Annotated in this window: 20 protein-coding genes; 14 read left to right on the forward strand and 6 right to left on the reverse strand. The window is 58.1% G+C overall.

Annotated elements, in window-relative coordinates:
- Positions 1 to 202: 202 nt before the first annotated feature.
- Positions 203 to 1,396, reverse strand: coding sequence for a class I SAM-dependent methyltransferase (locus tag I6L37_RS15465; protein ID WP_026457448.1), 1,194 nt, complete (start codon positions 1,394 to 1,396; stop codon positions 203 to 205).
- Between the two features lie 113 nt (positions 1,397 to 1,509).
- Positions 1,510 to 2,940, reverse strand: a complete 1,431-nt coding sequence (locus I6L37_RS15470) for a methyl-accepting chemotaxis protein (protein ID WP_216992311.1) — start codon at positions 2,938 to 2,940, stop codon at positions 1,510 to 1,512.
- Between the two features lie 83 nt (positions 2,941 to 3,023).
- Here I6L37_RS15470 and yccX point away from each other — a divergent pair, with 83 nt between their 5' ends.
- Positions 3,024 to 3,296 carry an acylphosphatase gene (gene yccX, locus I6L37_RS15475; RefSeq protein WP_026457925.1) on the forward strand — a complete coding sequence of 91 codons (273 nt, stop codon included), beginning with the start codon at positions 3,024 to 3,026 and terminating at the stop codon, positions 3,294 to 3,296.
- 49 nt (positions 3,297 to 3,345) lie between these two features.
- On the opposite strand, the gene I6L37_RS15480 is transcribed toward yccX, so the two are convergent.
- Both I6L37_RS15480 and metG read right to left on the reverse strand, forming a co-directional pair.
- The gene (locus I6L37_RS15480) at positions 3,346 to 3,981 is read right to left on the reverse strand and encodes a glutathione S-transferase family protein (RefSeq protein WP_216992312.1); all 636 of its coding nucleotides are present in this window, start codon (positions 3,979 to 3,981) and stop codon (positions 3,346 to 3,348) included.
- Positions 3,982 to 4,172: 191 nt separating this feature from the next.
- A complete protein-coding gene (gene metG, locus I6L37_RS15485; protein WP_216992313.1) occupies positions 4,173 to 6,206 on the reverse strand; it encodes a methionine--tRNA ligase in 2,034 nt (677 codons plus the stop codon).
- 186 nt (positions 6,207 to 6,392) lie between these two features.
- On the opposite strand from metG, the gene apbC reads away from it, so the two are divergent.
- The 4 genes from apbC (at position 6,393) to I6L37_RS15505 (ending at position 10,730) form a co-directional block, all read left to right on the forward strand.
- Positions 6,393 to 7,475, forward strand: a complete 1,083-nt coding sequence (gene apbC, locus I6L37_RS15490) for an iron-sulfur cluster carrier protein ApbC (protein WP_042026256.1) — start codon at positions 6,393 to 6,395, stop codon at positions 7,473 to 7,475.
- A gap of 110 nt (positions 7,476 to 7,585) precedes the next feature.
- Positions 7,586 to 8,230, forward strand: coding sequence for a uridine kinase (gene udk / locus I6L37_RS15495; protein ID WP_026457952.1), 645 nt, complete (start codon positions 7,586 to 7,588; stop codon positions 8,228 to 8,230).
- A gap of 63 nt (positions 8,231 to 8,293) precedes the next feature.
- The gene (gene dcd, locus I6L37_RS15500) at positions 8,294 to 8,875 is read left to right on the forward strand and encodes a dCTP deaminase (RefSeq protein ID WP_041207718.1); all 582 of its coding nucleotides are present in this window, start codon (positions 8,294 to 8,296) and stop codon (positions 8,873 to 8,875) included.
- Between the two features lie 385 nt (positions 8,876 to 9,260).
- A complete protein-coding gene (locus I6L37_RS15505) occupies positions 9,261 to 10,730 on the forward strand; it encodes an inorganic phosphate transporter (RefSeq protein ID WP_216992314.1) in 1,470 nt (489 codons plus the stop codon).
- An 870-nt stretch (positions 10,731 to 11,600) separates the two neighbouring features.
- On the opposite strand, the gene rne is transcribed toward I6L37_RS15505, so the two are convergent.
- Positions 11,601 to 14,639, reverse strand: a complete 3,039-nt coding sequence (rne, locus tag I6L37_RS15510) for a ribonuclease E (RefSeq protein WP_216992315.1) — start codon at positions 14,637 to 14,639, stop codon at positions 11,601 to 11,603.
- A gap of 412 nt (positions 14,640 to 15,051) precedes the next feature.
- Between rne and rluC the strand changes: the two genes are divergently transcribed.
- On the forward strand, positions 15,052 to 15,996 hold the full coding sequence (rluC, locus tag I6L37_RS15515) for a 23S rRNA pseudouridine(955/2504/2580) synthase RluC (protein WP_201977591.1): 945 nt from the start codon (positions 15,052 to 15,054) through the stop codon (positions 15,994 to 15,996).
- Between the two features lie 99 nt (positions 15,997 to 16,095).
- Here rluC and I6L37_RS15520 read toward each other — a convergent pair whose 3' ends face one another.
- Positions 16,096 to 16,677 (reverse strand): nucleoside triphosphate pyrophosphatase, encoded by a 582-nt coding sequence (locus I6L37_RS15520; RefSeq protein ID WP_216992316.1) that lies wholly within the window; start codon positions 16,675 to 16,677, stop codon positions 16,096 to 16,098.
- A 118-nt stretch (positions 16,678 to 16,795) separates the two neighbouring features.
- On the opposite strand from I6L37_RS15520, the gene yceD reads away from it, so the two are divergent.
- From yceD to fabF, 8 genes are all read left to right on the forward strand, one after another.
- Positions 16,796 to 17,317: a 23S rRNA accumulation protein YceD gene (yceD, locus tag I6L37_RS15525; protein WP_042070015.1), complete on the forward strand. Its 522-nt coding sequence runs from the start codon at positions 16,796 to 16,798 to the stop codon at positions 17,315 to 17,317.
- 19 nt (positions 17,318 to 17,336) lie between these two features.
- Positions 17,337 to 17,504: a 50S ribosomal protein L32 gene (rpmF, locus tag I6L37_RS15530; RefSeq protein WP_026458762.1), complete on the forward strand. Its 168-nt coding sequence runs from the start codon at positions 17,337 to 17,339 to the stop codon at positions 17,502 to 17,504.
- Between the two features lie 9 nt (positions 17,505 to 17,513).
- Complete coding sequence (plsX, locus tag I6L37_RS15535) at positions 17,514 to 18,533, forward strand: phosphate acyltransferase PlsX (RefSeq protein WP_216992317.1); 1,020 nt, start codon at positions 17,514 to 17,516, stop codon at positions 18,531 to 18,533.
- A 7-nt stretch (positions 18,534 to 18,540) separates the two neighbouring features.
- Entirely contained in the window at positions 18,541 to 19,500 is a 960-nt protein-coding gene (locus tag I6L37_RS15540) for a beta-ketoacyl-ACP synthase III (protein ID WP_216992318.1), read from the forward strand.
- Positions 19,501 to 19,571: 71 nt separating this feature from the next.
- Positions 19,572 to 20,507, forward strand: a complete 936-nt coding sequence (gene fabD / locus I6L37_RS15545) for an ACP S-malonyltransferase (RefSeq protein WP_216994182.1) — start codon at positions 19,572 to 19,574, stop codon at positions 20,505 to 20,507.
- A gap of 13 nt (positions 20,508 to 20,520) precedes the next feature.
- Positions 20,521 to 21,255: a 3-oxoacyl-ACP reductase FabG gene (fabG, locus tag I6L37_RS15550; protein WP_026457725.1), complete on the forward strand. Its 735-nt coding sequence runs from the start codon at positions 20,521 to 20,523 to the stop codon at positions 21,253 to 21,255.
- A gap of 157 nt (positions 21,256 to 21,412) precedes the next feature.
- Complete coding sequence (gene acpP / locus I6L37_RS15555) at positions 21,413 to 21,649, forward strand: acyl carrier protein (RefSeq protein ID WP_005300909.1); 237 nt, start codon at positions 21,413 to 21,415, stop codon at positions 21,647 to 21,649.
- A gap of 82 nt (positions 21,650 to 21,731) precedes the next feature.
- A complete protein-coding gene (gene fabF, locus I6L37_RS15560; RefSeq protein ID WP_026457724.1) occupies positions 21,732 to 22,973 on the forward strand; it encodes a beta-ketoacyl-ACP synthase II in 1,242 nt (413 codons plus the stop codon).
- Positions 22,974 to 23,036: the final 63 nt, after the last annotated feature.

Raw genomic sequence — 23,036 nt, forward strand, 5'->3', positions numbered from 1 at the left:
GAAAAAGAGAGTCATACGAGTGTGATTAAAGTCATAAATGTGCACTTATTGTGCAAAAACACGCAGTAAAGGATGACAGGGACCAAGCGGGCCGAGAAGGTGAAAGGAGAGGGGGCGGGTACGACACAAACGACAAGGGCGCGGCAAAAAAATCAGGCCCGCAATGGGGCCTGATTGATCAAAAAGAGAGGGTGCTTGCCGATCAGCGGGCGCGCACCACCAGCCCCTTGAGGTAGAAACCTTCCGGATAGGCGGTACCGATGGGGTGATCGGAGGCCTGGGAGAGCAGCTCCAGGATCTGGGCATCGCGACCGGCATCGAGGGCCGCATCGGCGACGATCTTCTGGAACAGGCTCTGCTCCATCAGGCCGGAGCAGGAGTAGGTCAACAGCACGCCGCCCGGCGCCAGCAGCTGGAACGCCAACATGTTGATGTCCTTGTAGCCGCGGCAGGCACCCAGCAGCTGGGCCTTGCTCTCGGCAAACTTGGGGGGATCCAGCACGATGACGTCGAACTTCTCGCCTTTCTCGCGGTATTCGCGCAGCAGCTTGAACACGTCGTGACGCACGAACCGGGTATTGCTGGTGTCCAGGCCGTTCAGCTCGGCGTTCTGGCGGGCGATGTCCAGTGCGTTCTGGGAGAGATCGACGTTGACCACCTCCTTGGCGCCGCCCTTGAGGGCATAGACGCCAAAGCCGCCGGTGTAGCAGAAGCAGTTGAGCACCCGCTTGCCTTCGGTGTACTTGGCGGCTGCCTGACGGTTATCACGCTGATCCAGATAGAAGCCGGTCTTGTGGCCGTTGCGGATGTCCACCAGGATCTTGACGCCGCCGTTCTCCTCGATCATCACGGGTTCGTTCGGAGTCTCGCCGTAAATCACGCCGGTGCGCTCTTTCAGACCTTCCTTCTTGCGTACCGCCACATCGGAGCGCTCATAGATGCTGCACTCTGGGTAGAGGGTGCGCAGGGCCTGGGTGATGAGGTCACGCTGGAACTCGGCACCGGCGGAGAGGATCTGGCACACCAGAAAATCGGCGTAACGATCGATGGTCAGACCCGGCAGGCCGTCGGACTCGGCGGCGCACAGGCGATAGCCGGTGAGACCCTGGCGCTTGATCAGTGGATCGCGGGACTCCTGGGCATAGGAGAGGCGGCGGATAAAGAAGTCGAGATCGATGATCTCGTCCTTGTCGAAGGTCCAGACCCGGGCGCGGATCTGGGAGCTGCCGGACCAGGCGCCACGGGCGAGCCACTTGCCATCGTTTGAGTAGATCTCGACGGTGTCGCCGTCGATGGGGTTGCCCTGAACCCGCTCGATCCCCTTGGAGAAGATCCAGGGGTGGCGACGCAGCAGGGATTTTTCGCGGCCTTTGACGAGATAGATGGAAGCGCTCATGGGTAGTTGCCGATGGTAGAAAGAAAAGGGGCCACATTCTATGTGGCCCGCAGGTAAAACTCAAACGACCCGGCGCATTTACGCCCTTCGGCCTGATCTGGCGAAATGCGCGATTAGATCTTGATCCCCTTGAGGGCCTGGGTCAGTTCGCTGGCGGTGGCTTTCAGTCCCTGGGTGCCGGCCACCGAGGCGCTGGCGGACTCCTCCACCTGCGCCGCCTCGTGGCGTACCTGATCCAGGTTGTGGGTGATCTCGGCGGCCACCGAGCTCTGCTCCTCGCTGGAGGTGGCGATCTGGGTGCTCATCTCCAGCACCGCATCGCTGTGGTTGCTCAATTTTTCGATATCCAGCCCCACTTCGCTGATCAGCTGCTGGCTGCTGGCGGCGCGACCGACGGTCTTCTCCATGATGTCGTTCAGCGCCCCGGTGCCGGCCTGCAGCTCTTCAATCATCTGCTGGATCTCCACAGTCGCCTGCTGAGTGCGGCTGGCGAGGGTGCGCACCTCGTCGGCGACTACCGCAAAACCGCGCCCCTGCTCGCCGGCGCGGGCGGCCTCGATGGCGGCATTGAGCGCCAGCAGGTTGGTCTGCTGGGAGATGGCGTTGATGACGTTGACCACTTCGTTGATGCGATTGGCGTTGTGAGTCAGCCGCTCCACCGCGCCGGAGGCGTTGCCAATCTCGTCGGCCAGGGTGCGAATAGCCTCTATGGTACGGGCCACCCGCTCGGCACCGTTGGCCGCCTCTTCGCTGGACTGGCGAGTTTGTTGCAGGGTGTCGTTGGCGTTGCGAGCCACTTCCCGGATGGCAGCGGACATCTGTTCCATGGCGGTGGCGAGGGAATCCATGTGCAGGCGTTGGGCACGGGCCATGGCTTCCCCTTCGCCGGCGTGCTCGCGAAACTCGTCGGCGGCCAGAGTGAGTGCCTCGGCGGACTCCTCCACCAGTTTGACTATCTTGTGCTGACGGTCGGTGAAGCGGTCTATGCTGCCCGCCAGCACCGAGAATTCGTCCCGCACCGGGAAGAAGTTGAGACGAAAGGTGAGGTCCCCGTCGGCGACGGTCTGCAACGCCTTGTTGGTGGAGTAGAGGGCGCCGGAAACAAAGGTCATCATATAGTGGATGACCAGGGCCATCAGGACTGCGAGGATGGCGATGAGGATCAGAGTTGAGCCCTGATCATCCCACATGGATAGGTTGCTGACATCGAGATGGCCGGTGATGTAGCCCGCCTGGCCCGCTGCGGTGCTGAACCGGTAGTGCTCCCCCTGTTGCTGCAGGCCGGTGCTGCCTTGCGCCTCCAGACGCAGATTGGCGGGCAGGGCGAGGCCGGGTTGCTGGCTTACCAGCTGGGCCACCGTTTCGACCCGTTCCTGCAGTTGCTGAACCCTGAGCTGGATCTCCTGCTCATGACTGCTGGCCAGCATGTACCAGCTGAGAAAGGCGATGATCAGCAGTGGGAGCCAAAACGAGACGTAGAATTTTTCACCAATGGTCAGGTGAATGAGATAGCGGTCAACCCAACGGAATTTAACTTCTTTCATAATGGAGCTGCATCCTGCAGAAGAGAGAGTGTCGCGCACATTATCGTCTTGGCAGCCAATTCCTTAAGCAGAAGGTGTGAGAAATGGGAGAGCAATCGTTTGTCATTCGGGTGTGGGGACAGGTTCAGGGCGTCGGGTTTCGCTATTTCACTCGCGAGCGCGCCTTGCAACTGGGCCTGCGAGGGCATGCCTACAACCTGGAAGATGGCTCGGTGGAGATCCTGATCTGCGGTCCGACGCAGGGGGTACAGATGATGCTGGGCTGGCTGGAGCATGGCCCGCGTACCGCCAGGGTGACCCGGATGGAGTATGAAGAGGCGCCGCCGCCCAAGGGACAGGGCTTTCATACCAATTGAGATCGACGAAAGGAAGCGGGAGCGCCGTGGGCTCCCGCTTTTGTTTGCATTATTTGGCCTGCGCGGCGTCGGCGATGGCCTGGGTCTTGGCGAGCACCGCCTGCAGGGCCGGGCGTTTGGCCAGGCGATCCCGATAGGTTGCGAGTTTTGGCGGTATGCTCTGCTCGAAGCGGGTCGCCCACATCAGGGTATGGGCCAGCAGCAGATCCGCGATGGTGATCTGCTCCCCCAGCAGGTATCCGCTCTCGGGCACCCAGGATTCGGCAATGGCAGCCGCCTTGTCAAACTCCCACTTGGCGGTGGGGAAGATGGCCGCCAGGCGCTGGGCTTCGGGCAGGGCGAAGCGGTGTTTGCCGATGGTCCAGAGCGGCTGTTCCAGCTCGCAGGTGATAAAACTGACCCACTGGGCGTGCAGCGCCGAGGCCTGCGTCCCTCTCTCTGGCAGCCACTCTGGCCCGTATACCTCGGCCAGGTATTGCATGATGGCGGCAGATTCGGTCAAAATGAACTCCCCATCCTTGATCACCGGCATCTTGCCACTCGGGTTGAGGGTCAAAAACCAGTCGCTGCGGTTTTCCCCCTTGGCAAAGTCGAGAAACTGGAACTGCCACTCGATACCCAGCTCTTCCAGCAACCAGGAGACACGCAGTGCCCGGCTGACAGGGGTTCCATATAAGGTGATCATGCTTACTCCTTGCCGTGATGAATGACGGATCGGCGACCCGACGAGAACCGCCAGTCTAGGCAAATTGCACGATGGCGACAACCATACGAGAGGGAGGAGGGCAAGTCTTCTTGTTAGCCCTTGGCGCAGCGGCGCGGGCATGAAAAAAGAGAGGCCAGGGGCCTCTCTTTGAATGGGATGTGAAATTGCGCTTACTTGACGCGCATGCCGGGCTGGGCGCCTTCCTGGGGCTCCAGGATCCAGAGATCCTTGCCGCCGGGGCCGGCAGCCAGCACCATGCCTTCGGACATGCCAAAGCGCATCTTGCGCGGGGCCAGGTTGGCCACCATCACGGTCAGCTTGCCTTCCAGATCTTCGGGGTTGTAGGCGGACTTGATGCCGGCGAACACCTGGCGGGTTTCGCCGCCGATGTCGAGCTGCAGTTTCAGCAGCTTGTCTGCTTCCGGCACCGCTTCGGCCTTCTTGATCAGCGCCACGCGCAGGTCCACCTTGGCGAAGTCGTCATAGGTGATGGTCTCGCTGATGGGGTCATCAACCAGCGGGCCGGTCACTTTCGGCGCCTGCTCCTTGGCCAGATCCTCCTTGGAGGCTTCGATCATGGCTTCAATCTTGGCCGGCTCGATGCGGGAGAACAGCGCCTTGAACGGGGCGACGGTGTGGTCGACCAGCGGGGCGGCGATGCCATCCCAGGTCAGGGTCTCACCCAGGAAAGCCTCGGCGCGCTCGGCCAGCTGCGGCATGACGGGCTTCAAGTAAGCCATCAGCACGCGGAACAGGTTGATACCGACGGAGCAGACCGCTTGCAGCTCGGCATCTGCCCCTTCCTGCTTGGCGATGACCCAGGGGGCCTTGTCGTCCACATAGCGGTTGGCCTTGTCGGCCAGGGCCATGATCTCGCGGATGGCGCGGCTGAATTCGCGGCTCTCGTAGGCTTCACTGATGGCGGCGCGGGCGTTGGCGAACTCGGCATAGAGTTCGGGCTCGGCGCAGGTGGCGGCTAGTTTGCCGCCGAAGCGCTTGGCGATAAAGCCGGCGTTACGGGAGGCGAGGTTGACCAGCTTATTGACCACGTCGGCGTTGACGCGCTGCACGAAGTCTTCAAGGTTCAAGTCCAGATCGTCGATGCGGCTGTTGAGCTTGGCGGCGTAGTAGTAGCGCAGGCACTCCGGATCCAGGTGGCTGAGGTAGGTGGAAGCCTTGATGAAGGTACCCTTGGACTTGGACATCTTGGCGCCGTTGACGGTCACATAGCCGTGTACGTTGACCTTGGTCGGCTTGCGGAAACCCGCCCCTTCCAGCATGGATGGCCAGAACAGGCAGTGGAAGTAGGCGATGTCCTTGCCGATGAAGTGGTAGAGCTCGGCGTCGGAATCCGCTTTCCAGTAGCTGTCAAAATCGATGTCGCCACGCTTGTTGCAAAGATTCTTGAATGACGCCATATAGCCGATGGGGGCATCCAGCCAAACGTAGAAGTATTTGCCAGGGGCGCCCGGGATCTCGAAGCCGAAGTAGGGGGCGTCGCGGGTGATGTCCCACTGCTGCAGGCCGCTTTCGAACCACTCTTGCATCTTGTTGGCCATCTCTTCCTGGATGGCGCCGGAGCCACGTACCCAGCCGGCCAGCCAGGCTTCGAACTGGGGCAGGTCGAAGAAGAAGTGCTCGGAATCCTTCATCATCGGGGTCGCGCCGGAGACGGCGGATTTCGGGTCAATCAGTTCGGTCGGGCTGTAGGTGGCGCCGCAGCTGTCGCAGTTGTCACCGTACTGATCCGGAGACTTGCACTTGGGGCAGGTACCCTTGACGAAGCGATCCGGCAGGAACATGGCCTTTTCCGGATCGAACAGCTGGGAGATGGTGCGGCTGCTGATCTTGCCGGCCTCTTTGAGACGGGTATAGATGAGGCTCGCCAGCTCGCGGTTCTCTTCGCTGTGGGTGGAGTGGTAGTTGTCGAAGCTGATGTTGAAGCCGGCGAAATCGGCCTGGTGCTCCTGGGAAACCGCCGCAATCATCTCTTCCGGGGTGATCCCCATCTGCTGCGCCTTGAGCATGATCGGGGTGCCGTGGGCATCATCGGCACAGATGAAGTGGACCTGATGACCGCGCATTCGCTGATAACGAACCCAGATATCGGCCTGGATGTGTTCCAGCATGTGGCCAAGGTGAATGGAGCCATTGGCATAGGGAAGGGCGCAGGTTACCAGCATTGTACGAGGATCAGTTGCCATAATACGTTCTTGATGTGCTTGTTGGGATGATACAGTGCCGTGCATGTTACCCGAATTGGGGGTAGCCTGCCTAGGGTTGTGGCGCTGCCCCGCCCGGTGGACGCCGTGTTGAGCGCGGCAGGCAAACCACTGATTTGTGTGCGGTAACCGTTCACCTCAAGATAATGACGAGATAATGAGGAGTTAATGGTGATTGATTCAGTAAAACAGATCCTCGCCGAATTTAAGCCTGCCGGCTGGCACAAGGATCTGGTCGATGCCGGCTTCGTGCGCGAGATCATCCATGAAGATCAGGGGCTCACCATTCGGCTGGTGCTGCCCTTTGCCGGTCTCTCGCTGCTCGAGCAGCTCAAGGAGGACTTCGACGCCAGGCTGCGCACGGCGACCGGGGTCTCCCGCATCGATTGGCAGCTTGAGATAGACGTCGCCAGCATGCCGCGGGCCCAAGGTCTGGCGGCGGTGCAGGGCATTCGCAACATCATCGTGGTCGCCTCCGGCAAGGGGGGAGTGGGCAAGTCCACCACCGCCGTCAACCTGGCGCTGGCACTGCAAAAGGAGGGGGCGCGGGTCGCCATTCTGGATGCGGATATCTATGGCCCCTCCATCCCAACCATGATGGGTACCCTCAAGGAGCGCCCCGTCAGCCATGACGGCAAGATGATGGAGCCGGTCATGGCGTGCGGCCTCAAGAGCAACAGCATCGGCTATCTGGTTGCCGAGCAGGACGCCACCATCTGGCGTGGTCCCATGGCAAGCAAGGCGCTGGCGCAGATCCTGGGTGAAACCCGCTGGGGCGAAGTGGATTATCTGGTAGTGGACATGCCACCAGGCACTGGCGACATCCAGCTTACCATGGCCCAGCAGGTGCCCACCTCGGGGGCGGTGATCGTCACCACGCCGCAGGATGTGGCGCTGGCCGATGCGCGCAAGGGGGTGGCCATGTTCAACAAGGTCGATGTGCCCGTGCTCGGCATCATAGAGAACATGAGCTACCACGTCTGCAGCGCTTGTGGTCATCACGAACCGCTGTTTGGTACCGGCGGTGGCCAGAAGATGGCGGAGCAGTATCATGTGGCGCTGCTTGGTCAGATGCCACTGCACATCGATATTCGCCAGCACATGGATGACGGCTGTCCGACCGTGTTCGGTGCGCCGGAAGGCACCTTGGCTCAGGCCTATCTGAAGCTGGCCCGCAGGGTAGGGGCTGAACTCTTTTTCAGCGCAAAACCGATTGCGACCCCCCTCTACACCCGGGCGCTGGGTGATTAATCGGCTGTCGATAGCTTGAAAAGGAATTGAGGGTGGGCATGGCCCACCCTTTTTCATATAATGGATCGGTTTAAATCATCCCCACAGCTCTTCTCTTTTAGGTATTTGTCATGTCTGATACTCAACATTCGTGTGTGATCATCGGTATTGCGGGCGCGTCTGCGTCCGGTAAAAGTCTTATCGCCCAGACCATTTATGAAGAGCTGGTGGCTGAGCTGGGGGCTGGGGAAATCGGTGTCATCTCCGAGGATTGCTACTACAAGGATCAATCCCACCTGACCATGGAAGAGCGGGTCAAAACCAACTATGACCATCCCAGCTCCATGGATCACAGCCTGCTGGTAGAGCACCTGGGTTCTCTGCTCAAGGGGGAGGGAGTCGAGATCCCGCAATACTCCTACTCCGAGCACACACGGATGAGTGAAGTGACCCGCTTTGCGCCGCGCAAGGTGATCATTCTGGAAGGGATCCTGCTGCTGACCGACAGCCGTCTGCGCGATTTGATGGATGCCTCCATCTTCATGGATACCCCGCTGGATATCTGCCTGCTGCGCCGTCTGGTGCGTGACGTGCAGGAGCGCGGCCGTACCATGGATTCCGTACTCAAGCAGTACCAGAAAACCGTGCGCCCCATGTTCCTGCAGTTTATCGAGCCTTCCAAGCAGTATGCCGATGTGATCGTGCCCCGTGGCGGCAAGAACCGTATCGCGATCGACATGCTCAAGGCGCGTATCCGCCACATGTTGATTGGTTAAGATGAAACAAGCCGGGTGATGCCCGGCTTTTTTAAATGAATAATTTGTCAGGAGAGTCGCCCAATGCGTCTTTGTGATACCGATATCGAACGTCATCTGGATGAAGGCAAGATCGTCATCGAACCCAGACCCGGTGTGGAGCGGATCAGTGGCGTCAGCGTCGATGTGCTGCTCGGCAACGAGTTTCGGGTATTTCGCGATCACACAGCCCCCTATATCGATTTGAGCGGCCCGAGCAGTGAAATGGCCGACGCCATCGATCGGGTGATGAGCGACGAGATCCACATTCCGGATGGCGAAGCCTTCTATCTGCACCCGGGCCAGCTGGCACTGGCTGTGACTTATGAATCCGTTACCCTGCCTGCGGATATCGTCGGCTGGCTGGATGGTCGCTCTTCGCTGGCGCGCCTTGGCCTCATGGTGCACGTTACCGCACACCGTATCGATCCGGGCTGGTCCGGCCGCATCGTGCTGGAGTTCTACAACGGCGGCAAGCTGCCGCTGGCGCTGCGTCCCAAGATGAAGATCGGCGCGCTGAACTTCGAGATGCTCTCGGGGACCGCGGCGCGTCCCTACAACAAGCGGGAAAATGCCAAGTACAAGAGCCAGCAAGGCGCCGTTGCGAGCCGTATCAACCAGGATTGAGGTGGCTGCAGATAACATGAAAAGGAGCACTCAGTGCTCCTTTTTTGTATCCATGTCGGCAACCATGGGAATGAGGGGTCATCAAAGGGGACACGGCCAGCGACAAAAGATGTTTTGCTGTGCGTTTTATGACCTTGATTAGGTCGTTTGGGGATTTATAAATAGTAAAAACAGAGTTTTTTTAATTAGAAAGCACATGAAATAACGCGTTTTAAGCAATGATTGGTTGATTTAATTAATCCTCGACAGGCCGCATGGAACCTGTACCTAAGCTGTACTGATGAAAAATGCTCTTTTTTTTTATGGCTGAAATATTTCACGGGTGGCTATGGCGTTGGCCGCCATCTGGCATAATCCGCCGCAACTCATAAACAGGCTTTTTTTTATGTTTGAAATGTTCAGTGGTTTGGGTTTGTGGTGGTCAATCGGTTTGGTATTGGCCGTTTTTTTTGTGCTGGCCTATGAATTCATCAACGGCTTTCACGATACCGCCAATGCGGTAGCAACGGTGATCTATACCAAGGCAATGCCCGCTCATCTGGCGGTTGTGGCCTCCGGGATCTTCAACTTCTTTGGTGTCATGTTTGGTGGCCTGGGGGTGGCTTACGCCATCGTTCACTTGCTGCCCATCGATCTGCTGCTCGGGATGGATTCCACCCAGGGATTGATCATGGTGTTTTCCTTGCTGTTTTCCGCCATCGTGTGGAACCTGGGCACCTGGTTCTTCGGGATCCCGGCATCCAGCTCCCACACCTTGATTGGCTCCATTCTTGGGGTTGGCGGTGCCTATGCCTGGATCAGCCATAAACCGGTGACCCAGGGGATCAACGTGGGAAAGGCCATCGACATCATGCTCTCCCTCATCATCTCTCCTACCATCGGTTTTATTGTCGCGGCCCTGTTGCTACTGGCGATGAAGCGTATCTGGACCAGCAACAAGATCCATAAAACGCCGGAAGAGCGTCAGCTGGTGGATGGCAAAAAGCACCCGCCATTCTGGGCTCGTCTCACTCTGGTTGCGTCGGCCATGGGGGTGAGCTTTGTACATGGCTCCAACGATGGTCAGAAAGGGATCGGTCTGGTGATGCTGGTGCTCATCTGCATGGCGCCGGCCTACTTCGCACTGGACATGAACAGCCGCGCCTATGACCTGGATCGCACCCAGGATGCCAATCATCGCATCATGGAGATCTATCAGCGCAATCAGGCGGCGCTGAGTGAGGTGATCAACTTCTCGGCGCCGGCAGCCAGCAAGGAAGAGCTGTTGACTCACTGCTCTGCCGACAGTGCCTTGCAGGCGATGGCGACGCTGGATACCCGACTTGACGCCGTGCGTACTTACGATCAACTGAGCCCGAGTGATCGTCGTGAAGTGCGCCGTCTGCTGCTTTGTATCGACGATACTGCTCGCAAGGTCTCCACACTGCCGCTGCCGGCCAAGGAGCTGACCGATCTGGCCAAGTGGCGCAAGGATCTGACCGCGACCGCCGAATACGCACCGACCTGGGTCATCGTCTCCATCGCGTTGGCGCTGGGGTGCGGCACCATGGTGGGCTGGCGCCGCATCGTTCACACCGTGGGAGAGAAGATTGGTTCCTCCGGTATGACTTACAGCCAGGGCATTGCGGCCCAGATCACCGCAGCCAGCTCCATCGGGGTCGCCAGCTTGACCGGCATGCCGGTATCCACTACGCATATCCTTTCTTCTGCGGTTGCGGGCACCATGGTGGCGAACAAGTCCGGCCTGCAGAGCCAGACCATCAAGACCATCCTGATGGCCTGGGTGCTGACCCTACCGCTGACTATGTTGCTCTCCGGTGGTCTGTTCATTATCAGCAATCATTTGTTTGGTTGAACAGCAACGTAATTTTATAAAAGGGCCTGCGGGCCCTTTTTCTTGTCCACAGCTTGAGAGCAGTCGATGCCTTGACCCTCTCAAAAGCGCAGACTGCTTTTAATGGACTTGGTTGTCAGATTGCTTTTACTTGGCGACAAGAGGGGACTCCTAATTTCCAGGCTTTTCACGATGGTGCTAAGGCAAGGGGAAGGAAATCATAGGACAAGACTTGAATGGCCACAGGGGTGTTGTGAGGGGAGAGCAGAGGTGAGTTGATTAGCGGCGAAAATAGATTGCCTTGTCGGCAGAGGCTGAACGTGCGGCACAGTTTGCTCTGTATGCGTGACGGCCGTATGTAGCGAAGAGTCGAAACTTTAAGGGCTAGATGATGTTCCTGTCGAGCCATTTCCGTGTTCGTTATTTCATATCAATGGCCCAAATTCATCGATAGGTGATGCACTGGTCCTATTCATTGAAACTCGCCACTGGTTATCATCCATCATCCGCCGTGTTGTTGATTTGGAAGGGGGGCCGAGAACAGAGATGTGTCGATAAGAACCTCTATATATGCCAACAAACTAAGTGTTGATGACAATATCTTAAACCCAGATCTGAAACCTCAATACTCTCTAACAAGGCCAGGCAGTAAAGAGTCGGAGGCGATTGGCAAGATGATGAGGGTAATAGTGAAGATCTGAGGGATGGGAAAGGGGAGCCTTGTGTCGAAGGCTCCGGCGCAGTAGTACTTGGATGATCAAATCAAAGCAGGTGGCAGGTACCGTATCCAACAGGACAAAACTGATATTTGGCCAAAGTTAACTGTGCGACAAATAAAAAGAGCCACTCCTGAGAGTGGCTCTTTGCGAATCAGGCTTGCTGATTAAGCGATTACGGACGACCAGCCGGGCAGGAAGCCGCGTTGACGGCAGCGGTGCTGCCACCATGGCGGCCTGAGCTGCTGACCTCACTGCGTACCAGCGGCGGGTAATCAACCGGCTCGCGGGCAGGCAGGGCAGGGGCTTCGGCCGGAGTAGCCATCGGCGCAGATGCCTTGCGGGCGCGCGCCAGCAAACCAGCACCGTGCATAACCTGCTTGGTGATGGTCGTAGCAGGTTCCGCTTCTTCCACAGCAACCTCTTCGGTTGTGGTGACAACGGGTGCAGAAACTTCTTCTACCACAACAGGAGTCACAGGCTCAGCTGCGATAACCGGCTCTGCAACCTCTGCGGCTTCTACAGCCTCAACCACACTTACGCTCTCGACCTCGGAGGAGGCGGTAACGGCTTCAGGAACTGCATCTACAACAACTTCGGCAGTTTCTGCTTGAGTGTCAGCAACAGTGGCTTCCACCTTGTCGGCAGCTTCTTCCGCGATGGTTTCAACGACCACATGCTCGGTCAGCGCGGCAGAGGCCTGGAGGGCTGCGGCAACAGCTTCGGCGCTCGGAATGGTGATCACCGGTACTGCCGGCTCTTCCACTTTGACCTGGGCTGCATCGGATTGGGCCGCTGCAGTCATTGTCACTTCGGCCTGCGGCTCTTCATCACGCTGGCTACGAGCCTCTTCGTTGATGCGCTTGCGACGCTGGCCTTCGATGCGCTGGTTGCGCGGAGTACGACGGGAACGGCGCTGGCCTTCGGCCTGCTCATCCTGCTCGTGGGGAATGCTTGTTTCCACGGCGGCAACCTGAACGTCCTCAACCGGCAGGGCAGGAGTGTCGGCAGCGGCGACATCGACGCGGATCTGCTTGCGCAGTTGACGACGTTCGCGGCGCTCGGCCACTTTCTGCTCTTTTTCCTGACGCGGTTCAGCGGCAACGGCTGTGGTCTCTACGGCATCAACCATCACTTCCGTGCGCGGTTCGCGGGGGGCACGAGGCTGGCGCGGAGCACGGGGCTCACGCTGTTCGCGTTCCTGACGAGGCTCGCGAGGTTCACGTTCCATACGTTGTTCAGTGCGTACTTCACGATCCTGACGCGGTTCACGCTCCTTGCGGGGACGACGGTTGCGGTTCTCGCTTCCTTCGCGATTGTCACGGCCGGCGTTATCACGCTTCTCGGACGCATCGGCATTGTTGCGGTTACCACGGTTGTCATCACGACGACCACGTTGACCACGGCCACGGCCCTCTTCACGCTGGTGACGATGACCCTCTTCCTTGCGCGCCTCACGACCAGCGGCCGCTTTCTCGGCAGGCGCTTTCACATCTGCAGGAGCGGGTTCGCTACCAAACAGACCAGCGATCCCTTTGAACAGCTTGCTGAAGAAGCCACTGCTCTGTGCCGGAGTCGCCACGGTCGCGACCGCTTGCGGCTGGGCAACAGGCGCTGGCGGAGTCGGCTGGGCAAAGCCTTGCAGCAGCGGCTGCTCGCGTTCGATCACCTGAGCCTGTTTGGGCTGGTAGACCGGCTTGGCAATTTCGGTCTTCAGCTCGTAGCTGGCTCCTTCCGGGATCTCGTTCTGGCGGATGCGTGTCACTTCATAGTGCGGCGTTTCCAGATGCTGGTTCGGAATGATGTAGACGCGAACATCATTACGCTGTTCCAGGCTGGCAATGGAGGAACGCTTTTCGTTCAACAGATAGGCGGCGACATCGACCGGTACCTGGGCATGCACCTGTTCGGTGTTGTCCTTCATGGCCTCTTCTTCGATGAGACGCAGGATGGACAGAGCCAGCGACTCGTTGTCGCGGATCACGCCCTGGCCCTGGCAACGGGGGCAGATGTGGCTGCTGGACTCGTTGAGGGAGGGACGCAGACGCTGACGAGACATCTCGAGCAGACCGAAACGGGAGATACGGCCCAGCTGGATGCGGGCACGGTCCTGATGCACGGCTTCACGCAGACGATTCTCCACTTCGCGCTGATGGCGAACCGGGGTCATGTCGATGAAGTCGATGACGATGAGGCCACCCAGGTCACGCAGGCGCAGCTGGCGAGCAATCTCGTCGGCTGCTTCCAGGTTGGTCTGTAGAGCGGTCTCTTCGATATCGCCACCCTTGGTTGCACGGGAGGAGTTGATATCGATGGAAGTCAGTGCTTCAGTCGGATCGATCACGATGCTGCCGCCGGAGGGCAGGCGCACTTCACGCTGGAAGGCAGACTCGATTTGGCTCTCGATCTGGAAGTGGTTGAACAGGGCAACTTCACCCTTGTACAGCTTCACACGATTGAGGAAATCGGGGCGAACCAGCTCGATGTGAGCCTTGGCACGCTCGAAAATCACCGGGTTGTCGATCAGGATCTCGCCTACATCGCGACGCAGGTAGTCACGAATTGCGCGCACAATCACGTTGCTTTCCTGGTGGATCAGCACGGGAGCGGCACGCTGTTGCGAGGCCTTGTGAATGGAATCCCAGTGGTTGAGCAGAACGTTCAGATCCCACTCCAGCTCCTCCGGGGACTTGCCCACACCTGCGGTGCGCACGATGAGGCCCATGCCGTCCGGCACGGTCAGTCCGCTCAGGGCTTCTTTCAGCTCGGTCCGCTCGTCACCCTCGATGCGGCGGGAGATACCACCGGCGCGGGGGTTGTTCGGCATCAGTACCAGGTAGCTACCGGCCAGGCTGATGAAAGTAGTGAGGGCTGCACCCTTGGTACCGCGCTCTTCCTTGTCGATCTGGACGATAACTTCCTGACCTTCACGGACCACTTCTTTGATGTTGGGACGACCCTGATAGGAGTAACCGGAGGGGAAGTAATTGCGGGCGATCTCCTTGAGAGGCAGGAAACCGTGGCGCTCGGCGCCGTAGTCGACAAAAGCAGCTTCGAGGCTGGGTTCTACGCGGGTGATCTTGCCCTTGTAAATGTTCGCTTTCTTCTGCTCGTGTCCCGGACTTTCAATATCCAAATCGTAGAGCTGTTGTCCGTCAACCAGCGCTACGCGCAACTCCTCTTCTTGAGTTGCGTTGATCAGCATTCTTTTCATTGAGTTCTCATTATTGTGTCATTTTGATTTCCTCCACCTGGGTCCTGCCGGCGCCGGCCTCGGGTCTTCAGCATACTGGGGCAACCTCCCGGTTGGGGTATGCATGAGGCGCAAACTGAGGGCGCTCTGGTCATCACTTCTCGAGAAGGGACGTTACGGATGCCGCAGTGGAGACAAATTAAAGGTGATGTTTGTGTTCTCCATGCGTTGTACCTCGCACCCGGGAACCGACATGTTCTTGTATACACGGTGTTTCGGGATTGGGTGGCATACTTTTTGGCCACTTAGTACAAGGCTTGAACACAATGACAAAACCTTGTTTATTATCCCATTTAAACCTCTTTTATAGCAAGGCGCCATTTTTCAACAAACCATGCAGCCAAGGGGCTCAGGCAGTGTTAAAATCCGCGCCATGACACAGATACATCAACAAGTGCAGCTGCTCACCATCGAAGCTGAGCATGACGGGCAGCGCATCGACAATTTTCTCAAGACTCAGCTAAAGGGCGTCCCCAAGAGCCTGATCTATCGCATCCTTCGCAAAGGCGAAGTGCGGGTAAACAAAAAGCGCATCAAACCGGAGTACAAACTCTGCGCGGGCGACGAAGTGCGGGTGCCCCCCGTACGTGTGGCCGAAAAAAATGAGCTGCCCTCGGCCAACCTTGGGGTTATCCAGCGCCTCGAGAGTCAGATCCTGTTTGAAGACGATGCAATGATCGTACTGAACAAGCCTTCCGGTATGGCTGTGCATGGCGGCAGTGGCCTCAGTTTCGGCGTGATTGAAGGGCTGCGCGCCCTGCGCCCCGAAGCCCGTTTTCTCGAGCTGGTGCATCGTCTCGATCGCGATACCTCAGGTGTGCTCCTGGTCGCCAAGAAGCGCAGTGCCCTGCGCAGTCTGCACGAACAGCTGCGGGTCAAGACCATGCGCAAACAGTATCTGGCGCTGGTACGTGGCCAGTGGCAGTCACATGTCAGGGTGGTGAATGCGCCGCTGCGCAAAAATGAGTTGCAATCTGGCGAGCGGGTAGTGCGGGTCAGTGCCGATGGCAAGCCGTCGGAAACCCGTTTTCGGATCGTGCGTCAATTCGCCGAGGCGACCCTGGTCGAGTGCAGTCCGATTACCGGTCGTACCCACCAGATCCGTGTCCATACCCTGCATGCCGGTCACCCGATCGCCTGTGATGATAAGTATGGAGAAGCCGCGTTTGACGAGAAAATGCGCAGCCAAGGGCTGAAACGTCTCTTTTTGCATGCCTGGAAGCTGACTTTTACCCATCCGGCCGATGGCCGCGAGATGCAGGTCGAGGCGCCGCTTTCCCCCGAGCTCGACACCTTCCTGAACGGATTGCCTCGCTGATGCCAATATCCGGCTCGCTCTTTTCGAGTCGTCACTGATCAAAAAACGGGAGCCTGGGCTCCCGTTTTATTTTGTGGCATTTCTTGCCGAGTCGTGAGGTCAGGGGAGGGCAAGACCGTGGCGCTCTAGCAGCTCGATCAGCCCGATCAGCGGCAGGCCGATCAGCGCATTGGGATCGCGTCCCTCCAGCGCCTTGAACAGCACTATTCCCATCCCTTCGCACTTGAAGCTGCCGGCACAGTCGAGTGGCATCTCGGCCTCCACATAACGCCGGATGGCATCCTCGCTCAGAGTACGAAAATGGACGGTAAAGGGCTCTACCAATTGTTCGGCGCGGCCGGAAGCGGCATCCAGTACGCAGAGTCCGGTGTAGAAGGTAACACTGCGTCCCTGCGCCGCCATCAGTTGGGCAACGGCGCTGTCAACTGTACCCGGTTTACCGAGGATACGACCATCGCATACACACACCTGATCAGAACCGATGATCAAGCCATGATCAACTCGATTGGCGATGGCTGCGGCCTTGGTGTGGGCAAGGCGAGCCACCAGCGCTTCGGCGGTTTCACGGGGCAGGGGGGATTCATCCACCTCGGGGGCAATACATTCGAAGGGGAGGCCGAGCTTCTCCAGCAAGGCTTTGCGGTAACGAGAAGTTGAGGCGAGGATCAGATTCTGTGGCATAATCAGGTACCGATGAGAACGAGTACCGGCATTCTAGGGACTTGTGAGGTTAAAATCATCGGCGGTAAGGACTTTTTCCTTTGACTATCAGTTGTTAGACCTATATTATTCGCGCCCTATGCAAAAGGTGAAGTTGCCCGTTAAGGTTGATCCAGTCCGTAGTGCCTCGAAGCTACTCGATTATGTCGGGATAGTGGAAAAGTCGCAGATGCCCAGGCTGGAGGAATCAACCGCTGGCTTGCAGAGTGATATCGAGGTATCACTGCACTTTGGCAAAGATGTCCAGAAGTTGACCGTTATGAAAGGCACTGCTCATGCCAAGGTTGACCTGGTTTGCCAACGTTGCGGGGAGATTTTCGAACATCTCTGTGAAGCTGAATTTATCTACACTCCGCTGTTCGAGAGAACAAACGAGGAAGAACTGCCGGAAGCTTATGAGCCCATTGAGTTGGACGAAAACGGCGAGATAGATCTTCATCAAATCCTGGAGGATGAACTCATCCTCTCGTTGCCTCAAGTGGCCATGCATTCTCTGGATGCGTGCCCGCGAGGCAACATGGAGATGACCTGGGGTGAAATCGAACCTGCTGATGAGCGGCCGAATCCCTTTGCAGTTCTTGAAGAGCTTAAACGTAAGTGAATTTAGGAGTTAGCCTACAATGGCCGTACAACAGAACCGTAAAACCCGTGCCAAGCGTGGCATGCGTCGTTCCCACGATGCGCTGACCACCGCTGCCCTGACTGTTGATCAGACCAGTGGCGAAACCCATCGTCGTCACCACGTGACTGCCGATGGTTTCTACCGCGGTAAAAAGGTAATCGCTTAAGGATTGCCTTTGTCTACGCAAACTGTCGCGCTAGACATCATGGGGGGAGATATTGGCCCCTCGGAAACAGTGCCTGCCGCCGTGCAGGCACTGTCTCTTTTACCCCAGCTAAAACTTATTCTGGTCGGTGAGCAACACCAGACCTCCTCACTGCTGCAGCAACATGGCTTGCTCAATCACCCTCGCGTTCGTTTCGTGCATGCCTCCCAGGTCGTGGGAATGGGCGACAAGCCGATCGTGGCGCTGCGTACCCTGAAAGACTCCTCCATGCGGGTCGTGCTCAACTTGGTGAAATCCGGCGAAGCCGATGCCTGCGTCAGTGCCGGCAATACCGGTGCCCTGATGGCCATGGCCAAGTGCGTGCTCAAATCCCTGCCCGGCGTCGACCGTCCAGCCCTCATCAAGGCGCTGCCCACCTTGAGTGGCAAACGTACCGTGATGCTGGATCTGGGGGCCAACGTCAGTTGCGATGCCGATACCTTGCTGCAATTCGCGGTGATGGGGTCTGTGGTGGCTGAGAAGGTCGAGGGCATTGCTGCCCCCCGGGTTGCCTTGCTCAATATTGGCGAGGAGGAGATCAAGGGGAACGATCTGGTGCGCCACAGCGCCGAGTTGCTTCGTCAGTGCTCCGCCCTCAACTATGTTGGCTTTGTCGAGGGAGATCGCATCTTCAGCGGCGAGAGTGACGTCATTGTATGCGACGGGTTTGTCGGCAATGTTGCCCTCAAAACAGCGGAGGGGGTAGTGAGGATGATGGCCGAACTGGCCGGATATCCCCGCAAAAAGCGTACTTTTCTTGGCCGGATCGCCGGATTTCTGTTCAAACAGCGTTTTTCTTACCTGAACCCCGACCAGTATAACGGCGCAAGTCTGTTAGGATTGCGCGGCATTGTGGTAAAAAGTCATGGGCGGGCCGAACGACGCGCCCTGTGTAATGCGATCCTGCTGGCCGCACAAGAGGCCAAACATCAACTCCCACTGCAAATAGCAGATCGCCTTGAAGCTGTCTTCTCCGACAGGGACCTATAAGAACTCTATGCATAGCAAAATTCTGGGTACTGGCAGCTATCTGCCGAGTTCTGTGCGCACCAACGCCGATCTCGAGCAGATGGTTGAGACCAGTGATGAGTGGATCGTGGAACGCACCGGGATCCGTGAGCGCCGCATCGCCGGTGCCGACGAAACGGTTGCGACTCTCTCCTACCAGGCCGCCTTGCGCGCCCTGGACGCGGCAGGTCTGACCGCCGCCGATCTCGACATGATAGTGCTGGCAACCACCAGTGCCGAAAACGCCTTTCCCGCGGCAGCGTGCGAGCTGCAGGGCCTGCTCGGCGTGCCGGGCATTCCTGCCTTCGATGTAGCGGCCGCCTGCGCGGGTTTTACCTACGCGCTTTCCATAGCCGATCAATTCGTCAAATCCGGTGCCGCCCGCCATGTTCTGGTGGTGGGTGCCGATGTACTGTCCCGCATGTGCGATCCCGAAGATCGTGGCACCATCATTCTGTTCGGTGATGGGGCAGGGGCCGTGGTGATTGGTGCCAGTGAAACCCCCGGCATCCTCTCCACCCATCTGCATGCCGATGGCCGCTATGGCGACCTTCTCAAGTTGCCCCACCCACGTCGTGGCATGCCGGGCGCCGAGCTTGAAGCCTACATGTATATGAAAGGCAACGATGTGTTCAAGGTCGCGGTAACGCGTTTGAGCGAGATCGTGACCGAGACGCTGGCTGCCGCTGGCGTTGAGCCGAGCGACCTGGACTGGCTGGTTCCCCATCAGGCCAACTTCCGTATTATCAGTGCCACCGCCAAGAAGCTTGGCATGAGCCTCGACAAGGTGGTACTGACCCTCGACAAGCACGGCAACACCTCTGCCGCCTCCGTTCCTATCGCCTTCGATGAAGGGGTCAGGGACGGTCGCATCAAGCCGGGCCAACTGGTCTTGCTGGAAGCCTTCGGCGGTGGTTTTGCCTGGGGTTCGGCGCTGGTTCGCCTCTGATCTTCTGCGGGATGCCCTTGGCGACATCCCGTAACCGATTTCATTTTTGTCTTAGCTAAAAGGAATCAATGATGACCCAATTTGCCATTGCCTTCCCGGGACAGGGTTCCCAGTCTGTTGGCATGCTGGCCGAACTGGCCGAACAACACGCCGTGATCAAGGAAACCTTCGCCGAGGCGAGCCAGGTGCTGGGTTACGATCTGTTTACCTTGGTGATGGAAGGTCCGACCGAAGAGCTGAACAAAACCTGGCGTACCCAGCCTGCGCTGCTGACCGCTTCTGTCGCGTTGTGGCGCCTGTGGCAACAGCAGGGTGGGGCAACCCCCGCCGTGATGGCAGGTCACAGTCTGGGCGAATATTCCGCCCTGGTGTGCAGTGGCGCGCTGGCCTTTACCGACGCGGTCAAACTGGTCGAGCTGCGTGGTCTGGCCATGCAGGAAGCCGTGCCGGAGGGCACCGGCGCCATGGCCGCCATCATCGGCCTGGACAACGACGCCATCGCCGCCAACTGCGAAAAAGCGGCAGAGGGGCAAGTGGTTTCTCCGGTCAACTTCAACTCTCCGGGTCAGGTGGTGATCGCCGGCCACAAGGAGGCCGTCGAGCGTGCCAACGTGCTGATGAAAGAGTCTGGTGCCAAACGTGCACTGCCGCTGCCGGTCTCCGTGCCATCCCACTGCGCCCTGATGAAACCGGCCGCCGAAAAACTGGCCGCTGCGCTGGACGGGATCGAGATCAAGGTTCCGAGCATCGCGGTCATCAATAATGTCGACGTATCCTGCGAACAGGATCCGGTCGCCATCAAACAAGCCCTGGTGCGTCAGCTGTTCAGCCCGGTACGTTGGACCGAGACTGTGGAGCGGATGGCCAGAGAGGGGATCACCCTCGAGATCGAGATGGGTCCGGGCAAGGTATTGACCGGGCTTGCCAAACGCATCGACAAGCGGGTGGAAGGTATCCACGCCAACGATGCCGCCTCTTTCGAGCAGGCGCTGGCCCAGTCCAAGTAAACAGGAGCAAGTAATGAGCTTTACCGATAAGGTTGTGTTGGTCACCGGTGCCAGTCGTGGTATCGGTCGTGCGATTGCTGAAACTTTTGCCGCCCGTGGTGCAAAAGTAGTCGGTACGGCGACCAGCGAGAGCGGCGCCGAGGCGATCAGCGCCTATCTGGGTGAACAGGGTTGCGGCATGGCACTTAACGTGACCAGCCAGGAATCCATCGAAGGCGTCTTCGCGGCTATCAAGGAACGCTTTGGCGACATCGATATCCTGATCAACAACGCGGGGATCACTCGTGACAACCTGTTGATGCGGATGAAGGATGACGAGTGGAACGAGATCATCGACACCAATCTCACCTCCCTGTACCGTCTGAGCAAGCCGGTATTGCGTGCCATGATGAAAAAGCGCCATGGTCGCATCATCAGCATCGGTTCCGTTGTGGGAACCATGGGTAATGCCGGTCAGGTCAACTATGCCGCCGCCAAGGCCGGCCTGGTGGGCTTCACCAAATCACTGGCGCGGGAAGTGGCATCCCGTGGCATCACAGTGAACGCGGTTGCGCCCGGTTTCATCGAAACCGACATGACCCGTGCCCTGAATGAGGAACAACGTGCAGGCATCATGAATCAGGTACCTGCCGCCCGTTTGGGTGATCCAAAAGAAATTGCCGCCGCTGTGGTATTCTTGGCATCTGATGATGCCGCCTATATCACTGGCGAAACCCTGCATGTTAATGGCGGGATGTACATGGTGTAACCAATTTGTCGTGAGATCTGTTCAAATTTGCGATAGTACGCCGAAGTTTGGCACATTTCGTGGTTTGACCAGCGGCAAGCTACTTGCAAACTCACGGCAATTGAATAAACTACCCCAACCAGACGCAATAGCGTATTTTTAAAGGAAAATTCAGGTCATGAGCAACATCGAAGAACGCGTAAAGAAAATCATCATCGAACAACTGGGTGTTAAAGAGGAAGACGTTAAGAACGCTGCCTCCTTCGTCGACGACCTGGGCGCTGACTCTTTGGATACCGTTGAACTGGTAATGGCGCTGGAAGAAGAATTCGATACCGAAATTCCTGATGAAGAAGCCGAGAAGATCACCACTGTTCAAGCGGCTATCGACTACATCACCGCTAATCAGGAATAATTTCCTGTTCTGAAGGAAGCGGCCCAAGGGCCGCTTCTTTTATATTTGTTCCCTTTCAAAATACCTCTCGGAGACTACCTCAGTGTCAAAACGCAGAGTCGTGGTGACCGGCTTGGGGATGCTTTCCCCGGTGGGCAACACTGCTGAATCCAGCTGGCAAGCCCTGCTCAACGGGCAGAGCGGCATTTCCCCCATCGAACACTTTGATGCCAGCGAGTTTGCAACCCGTTTCGCCGGCCAGGTCAAAGATTTTGATCCCGAGCAGTACGGTATCAACCGTAAAGAAGCTCGCAAGATGGATCTCTTCATTCAATACGGCGTGGCCGCCGGTATCCAGGCACTGGATGATTCTGGCCTTGTTATCAACGAAGAGAATGCCGAGCGTGTCGGCGTGGCCATCGGCTCCGGCATCGGTGGCCTGGGTCTGATCGAACAGAACCACAGCAGCCTGGTCAACGGTGGCCCCCGCAAGCTGAGCCCATTCTTCGTGCCGTCTACCATCATCAATATGGTGTCCGGTCATCTCTCTATCATGAAAGGCATGCAGGGCCCCAACATCGCCGTGACCACCGCTTGTACCACGGGCACTCATGCCATCGGCATGGCCGGCCGGATGATCGCCTATGGCGATGCGGACGTAATGGTCGCCGGTGGTGCCGAGAAGGCTTCCACCCCGATGGGGATGGGCGGCTTTGCCGCAGCCAAGGCGCTCTCCAACCGCAACGACGAACCGCAGAAGGCGAGCCGTCCATGGGACAAGGATCGCGATGGTTTCGTGCTGGGTGACGGTGCCGGTGTACTGGTGCTGGAAGAGTACGAACATGCCAAGGCCCGTGGTGCCAAGATCTATGGCGAGCTGGTTGGCTTTGGCATGAGTGGCGATGCCTATCACATGACAGCGCCTCCCGCCGATGGCAATGGTGGTGCTCGCGCCATGAAGAACGCCATCAAGGATGCCGGGATCGCGCCCGAGCAGATCGGTTACATCAACGCGCACGGCACCTCCACTCCGCTGGGCGATGTTGCCGAACTGCGTGGCATGAAAGAGGTATTTGGCGAGCATGCCAAGTCCCTGATGATCAGCTCCACCAAGTCCATGACCGGTCACCTGTTGGGGGCTGCGGGCGCCATTGAGGCCATCATTACCGTTCTGGCCCTGCGCGATCAGATCGCGCCGCCGACCATCAACCTGGATAACCCGGATGAGGAGTGTGACCTGGATCTGGTTCCTCACGTGGCCAAGCCGGGGAACTTCGAGTACGCCCTCTCCAACTCCTTCGGTTTTGGCGGTACTAATGGTTCACTGATCTTCAAACGCGTATAATTTGCCGAAGGGCAATGACAGGGGCCCGATACTGACGGTATCGGGCCTTTTTTATCGGAGGGA

It is taken from the genome of Aeromonas sp. FDAARGOS 1407 (genome assembly GCF_019048725.1).
Classification (GTDB): Bacteria; Pseudomonadota; Gammaproteobacteria; order Enterobacterales; family Aeromonadaceae; genus Aeromonas; species Aeromonas enteropelogenes.

Coding starts and splice junctions, on each gene's coding strand:
- I6L37_RS15465 (WP_026457448.1), bottom strand. CDS start 1,396: ATGAGCGCTTCCATCTATCTCGTCAAAGGCCGCGAAAAATCCCTGCTG.
- I6L37_RS15470 (WP_216992311.1), bottom strand. CDS start 2,940: ATGAAAGAAGTTAAATTCCGTTGGGTTGACCGCTATCTCATTCACCTG.
- yccX (WP_026457925.1), top strand. CDS start 3,024: ATGGGAGAGCAATCGTTTGTCATTCGGGTGTGGGGACAGGTTCAGGGC.
- I6L37_RS15480 (WP_216992312.1), bottom strand. CDS start 3,981: ATGATCACCTTATATGGAACCCCTGTCAGCCGGGCACTGCGTGTCTCC.
- metG (WP_216992313.1), bottom strand. CDS start 6,206: ATGGCAACTGATCCTCGTACAATGCTGGTAACCTGCGCCCTTCCCTAT.
- apbC (WP_042026256.1), top strand. CDS start 6,393: ATGGTGATTGATTCAGTAAAACAGATCCTCGCCGAATTTAAGCCTGCC.
- udk (WP_026457952.1), top strand. CDS start 7,586: ATGTCTGATACTCAACATTCGTGTGTGATCATCGGTATTGCGGGCGCG.
- dcd (WP_041207718.1), top strand. CDS start 8,294: ATGCGTCTTTGTGATACCGATATCGAACGTCATCTGGATGAAGGCAAG.
- I6L37_RS15505 (WP_216992314.1), top strand. CDS start 9,261: ATGTTTGAAATGTTCAGTGGTTTGGGTTTGTGGTGGTCAATCGGTTTG.
- rne (WP_216992315.1), bottom strand. CDS start 14,639: ATGAAAAGAATGCTGATCAACGCAACTCAAGAAGAGGAGTTGCGCGTA.
- rluC (WP_201977591.1), top strand. CDS start 15,052: ATGACACAGATACATCAACAAGTGCAGCTGCTCACCATCGAAGCTGAG.
- I6L37_RS15520 (WP_216992316.1), bottom strand. CDS start 16,677: ATGCCACAGAATCTGATCCTCGCCTCAACTTCTCGTTACCGCAAAGCC.
- yceD (WP_042070015.1), top strand. CDS start 16,796: ATGCAAAAGGTGAAGTTGCCCGTTAAGGTTGATCCAGTCCGTAGTGCC.
- rpmF (WP_026458762.1), top strand. CDS start 17,337: ATGGCCGTACAACAGAACCGTAAAACCCGTGCCAAGCGTGGCATGCGT.
- I6L37_RS15540 (WP_216992318.1), top strand. CDS start 18,541: ATGCATAGCAAAATTCTGGGTACTGGCAGCTATCTGCCGAGTTCTGTG.
- fabD (WP_216994182.1), top strand. CDS start 19,572: ATGACCCAATTTGCCATTGCCTTCCCGGGACAGGGTTCCCAGTCTGTT.
- fabG (WP_026457725.1), top strand. CDS start 20,521: ATGAGCTTTACCGATAAGGTTGTGTTGGTCACCGGTGCCAGTCGTGGT.
- acpP (WP_005300909.1), top strand. CDS start 21,413: ATGAGCAACATCGAAGAACGCGTAAAGAAAATCATCATCGAACAACTG.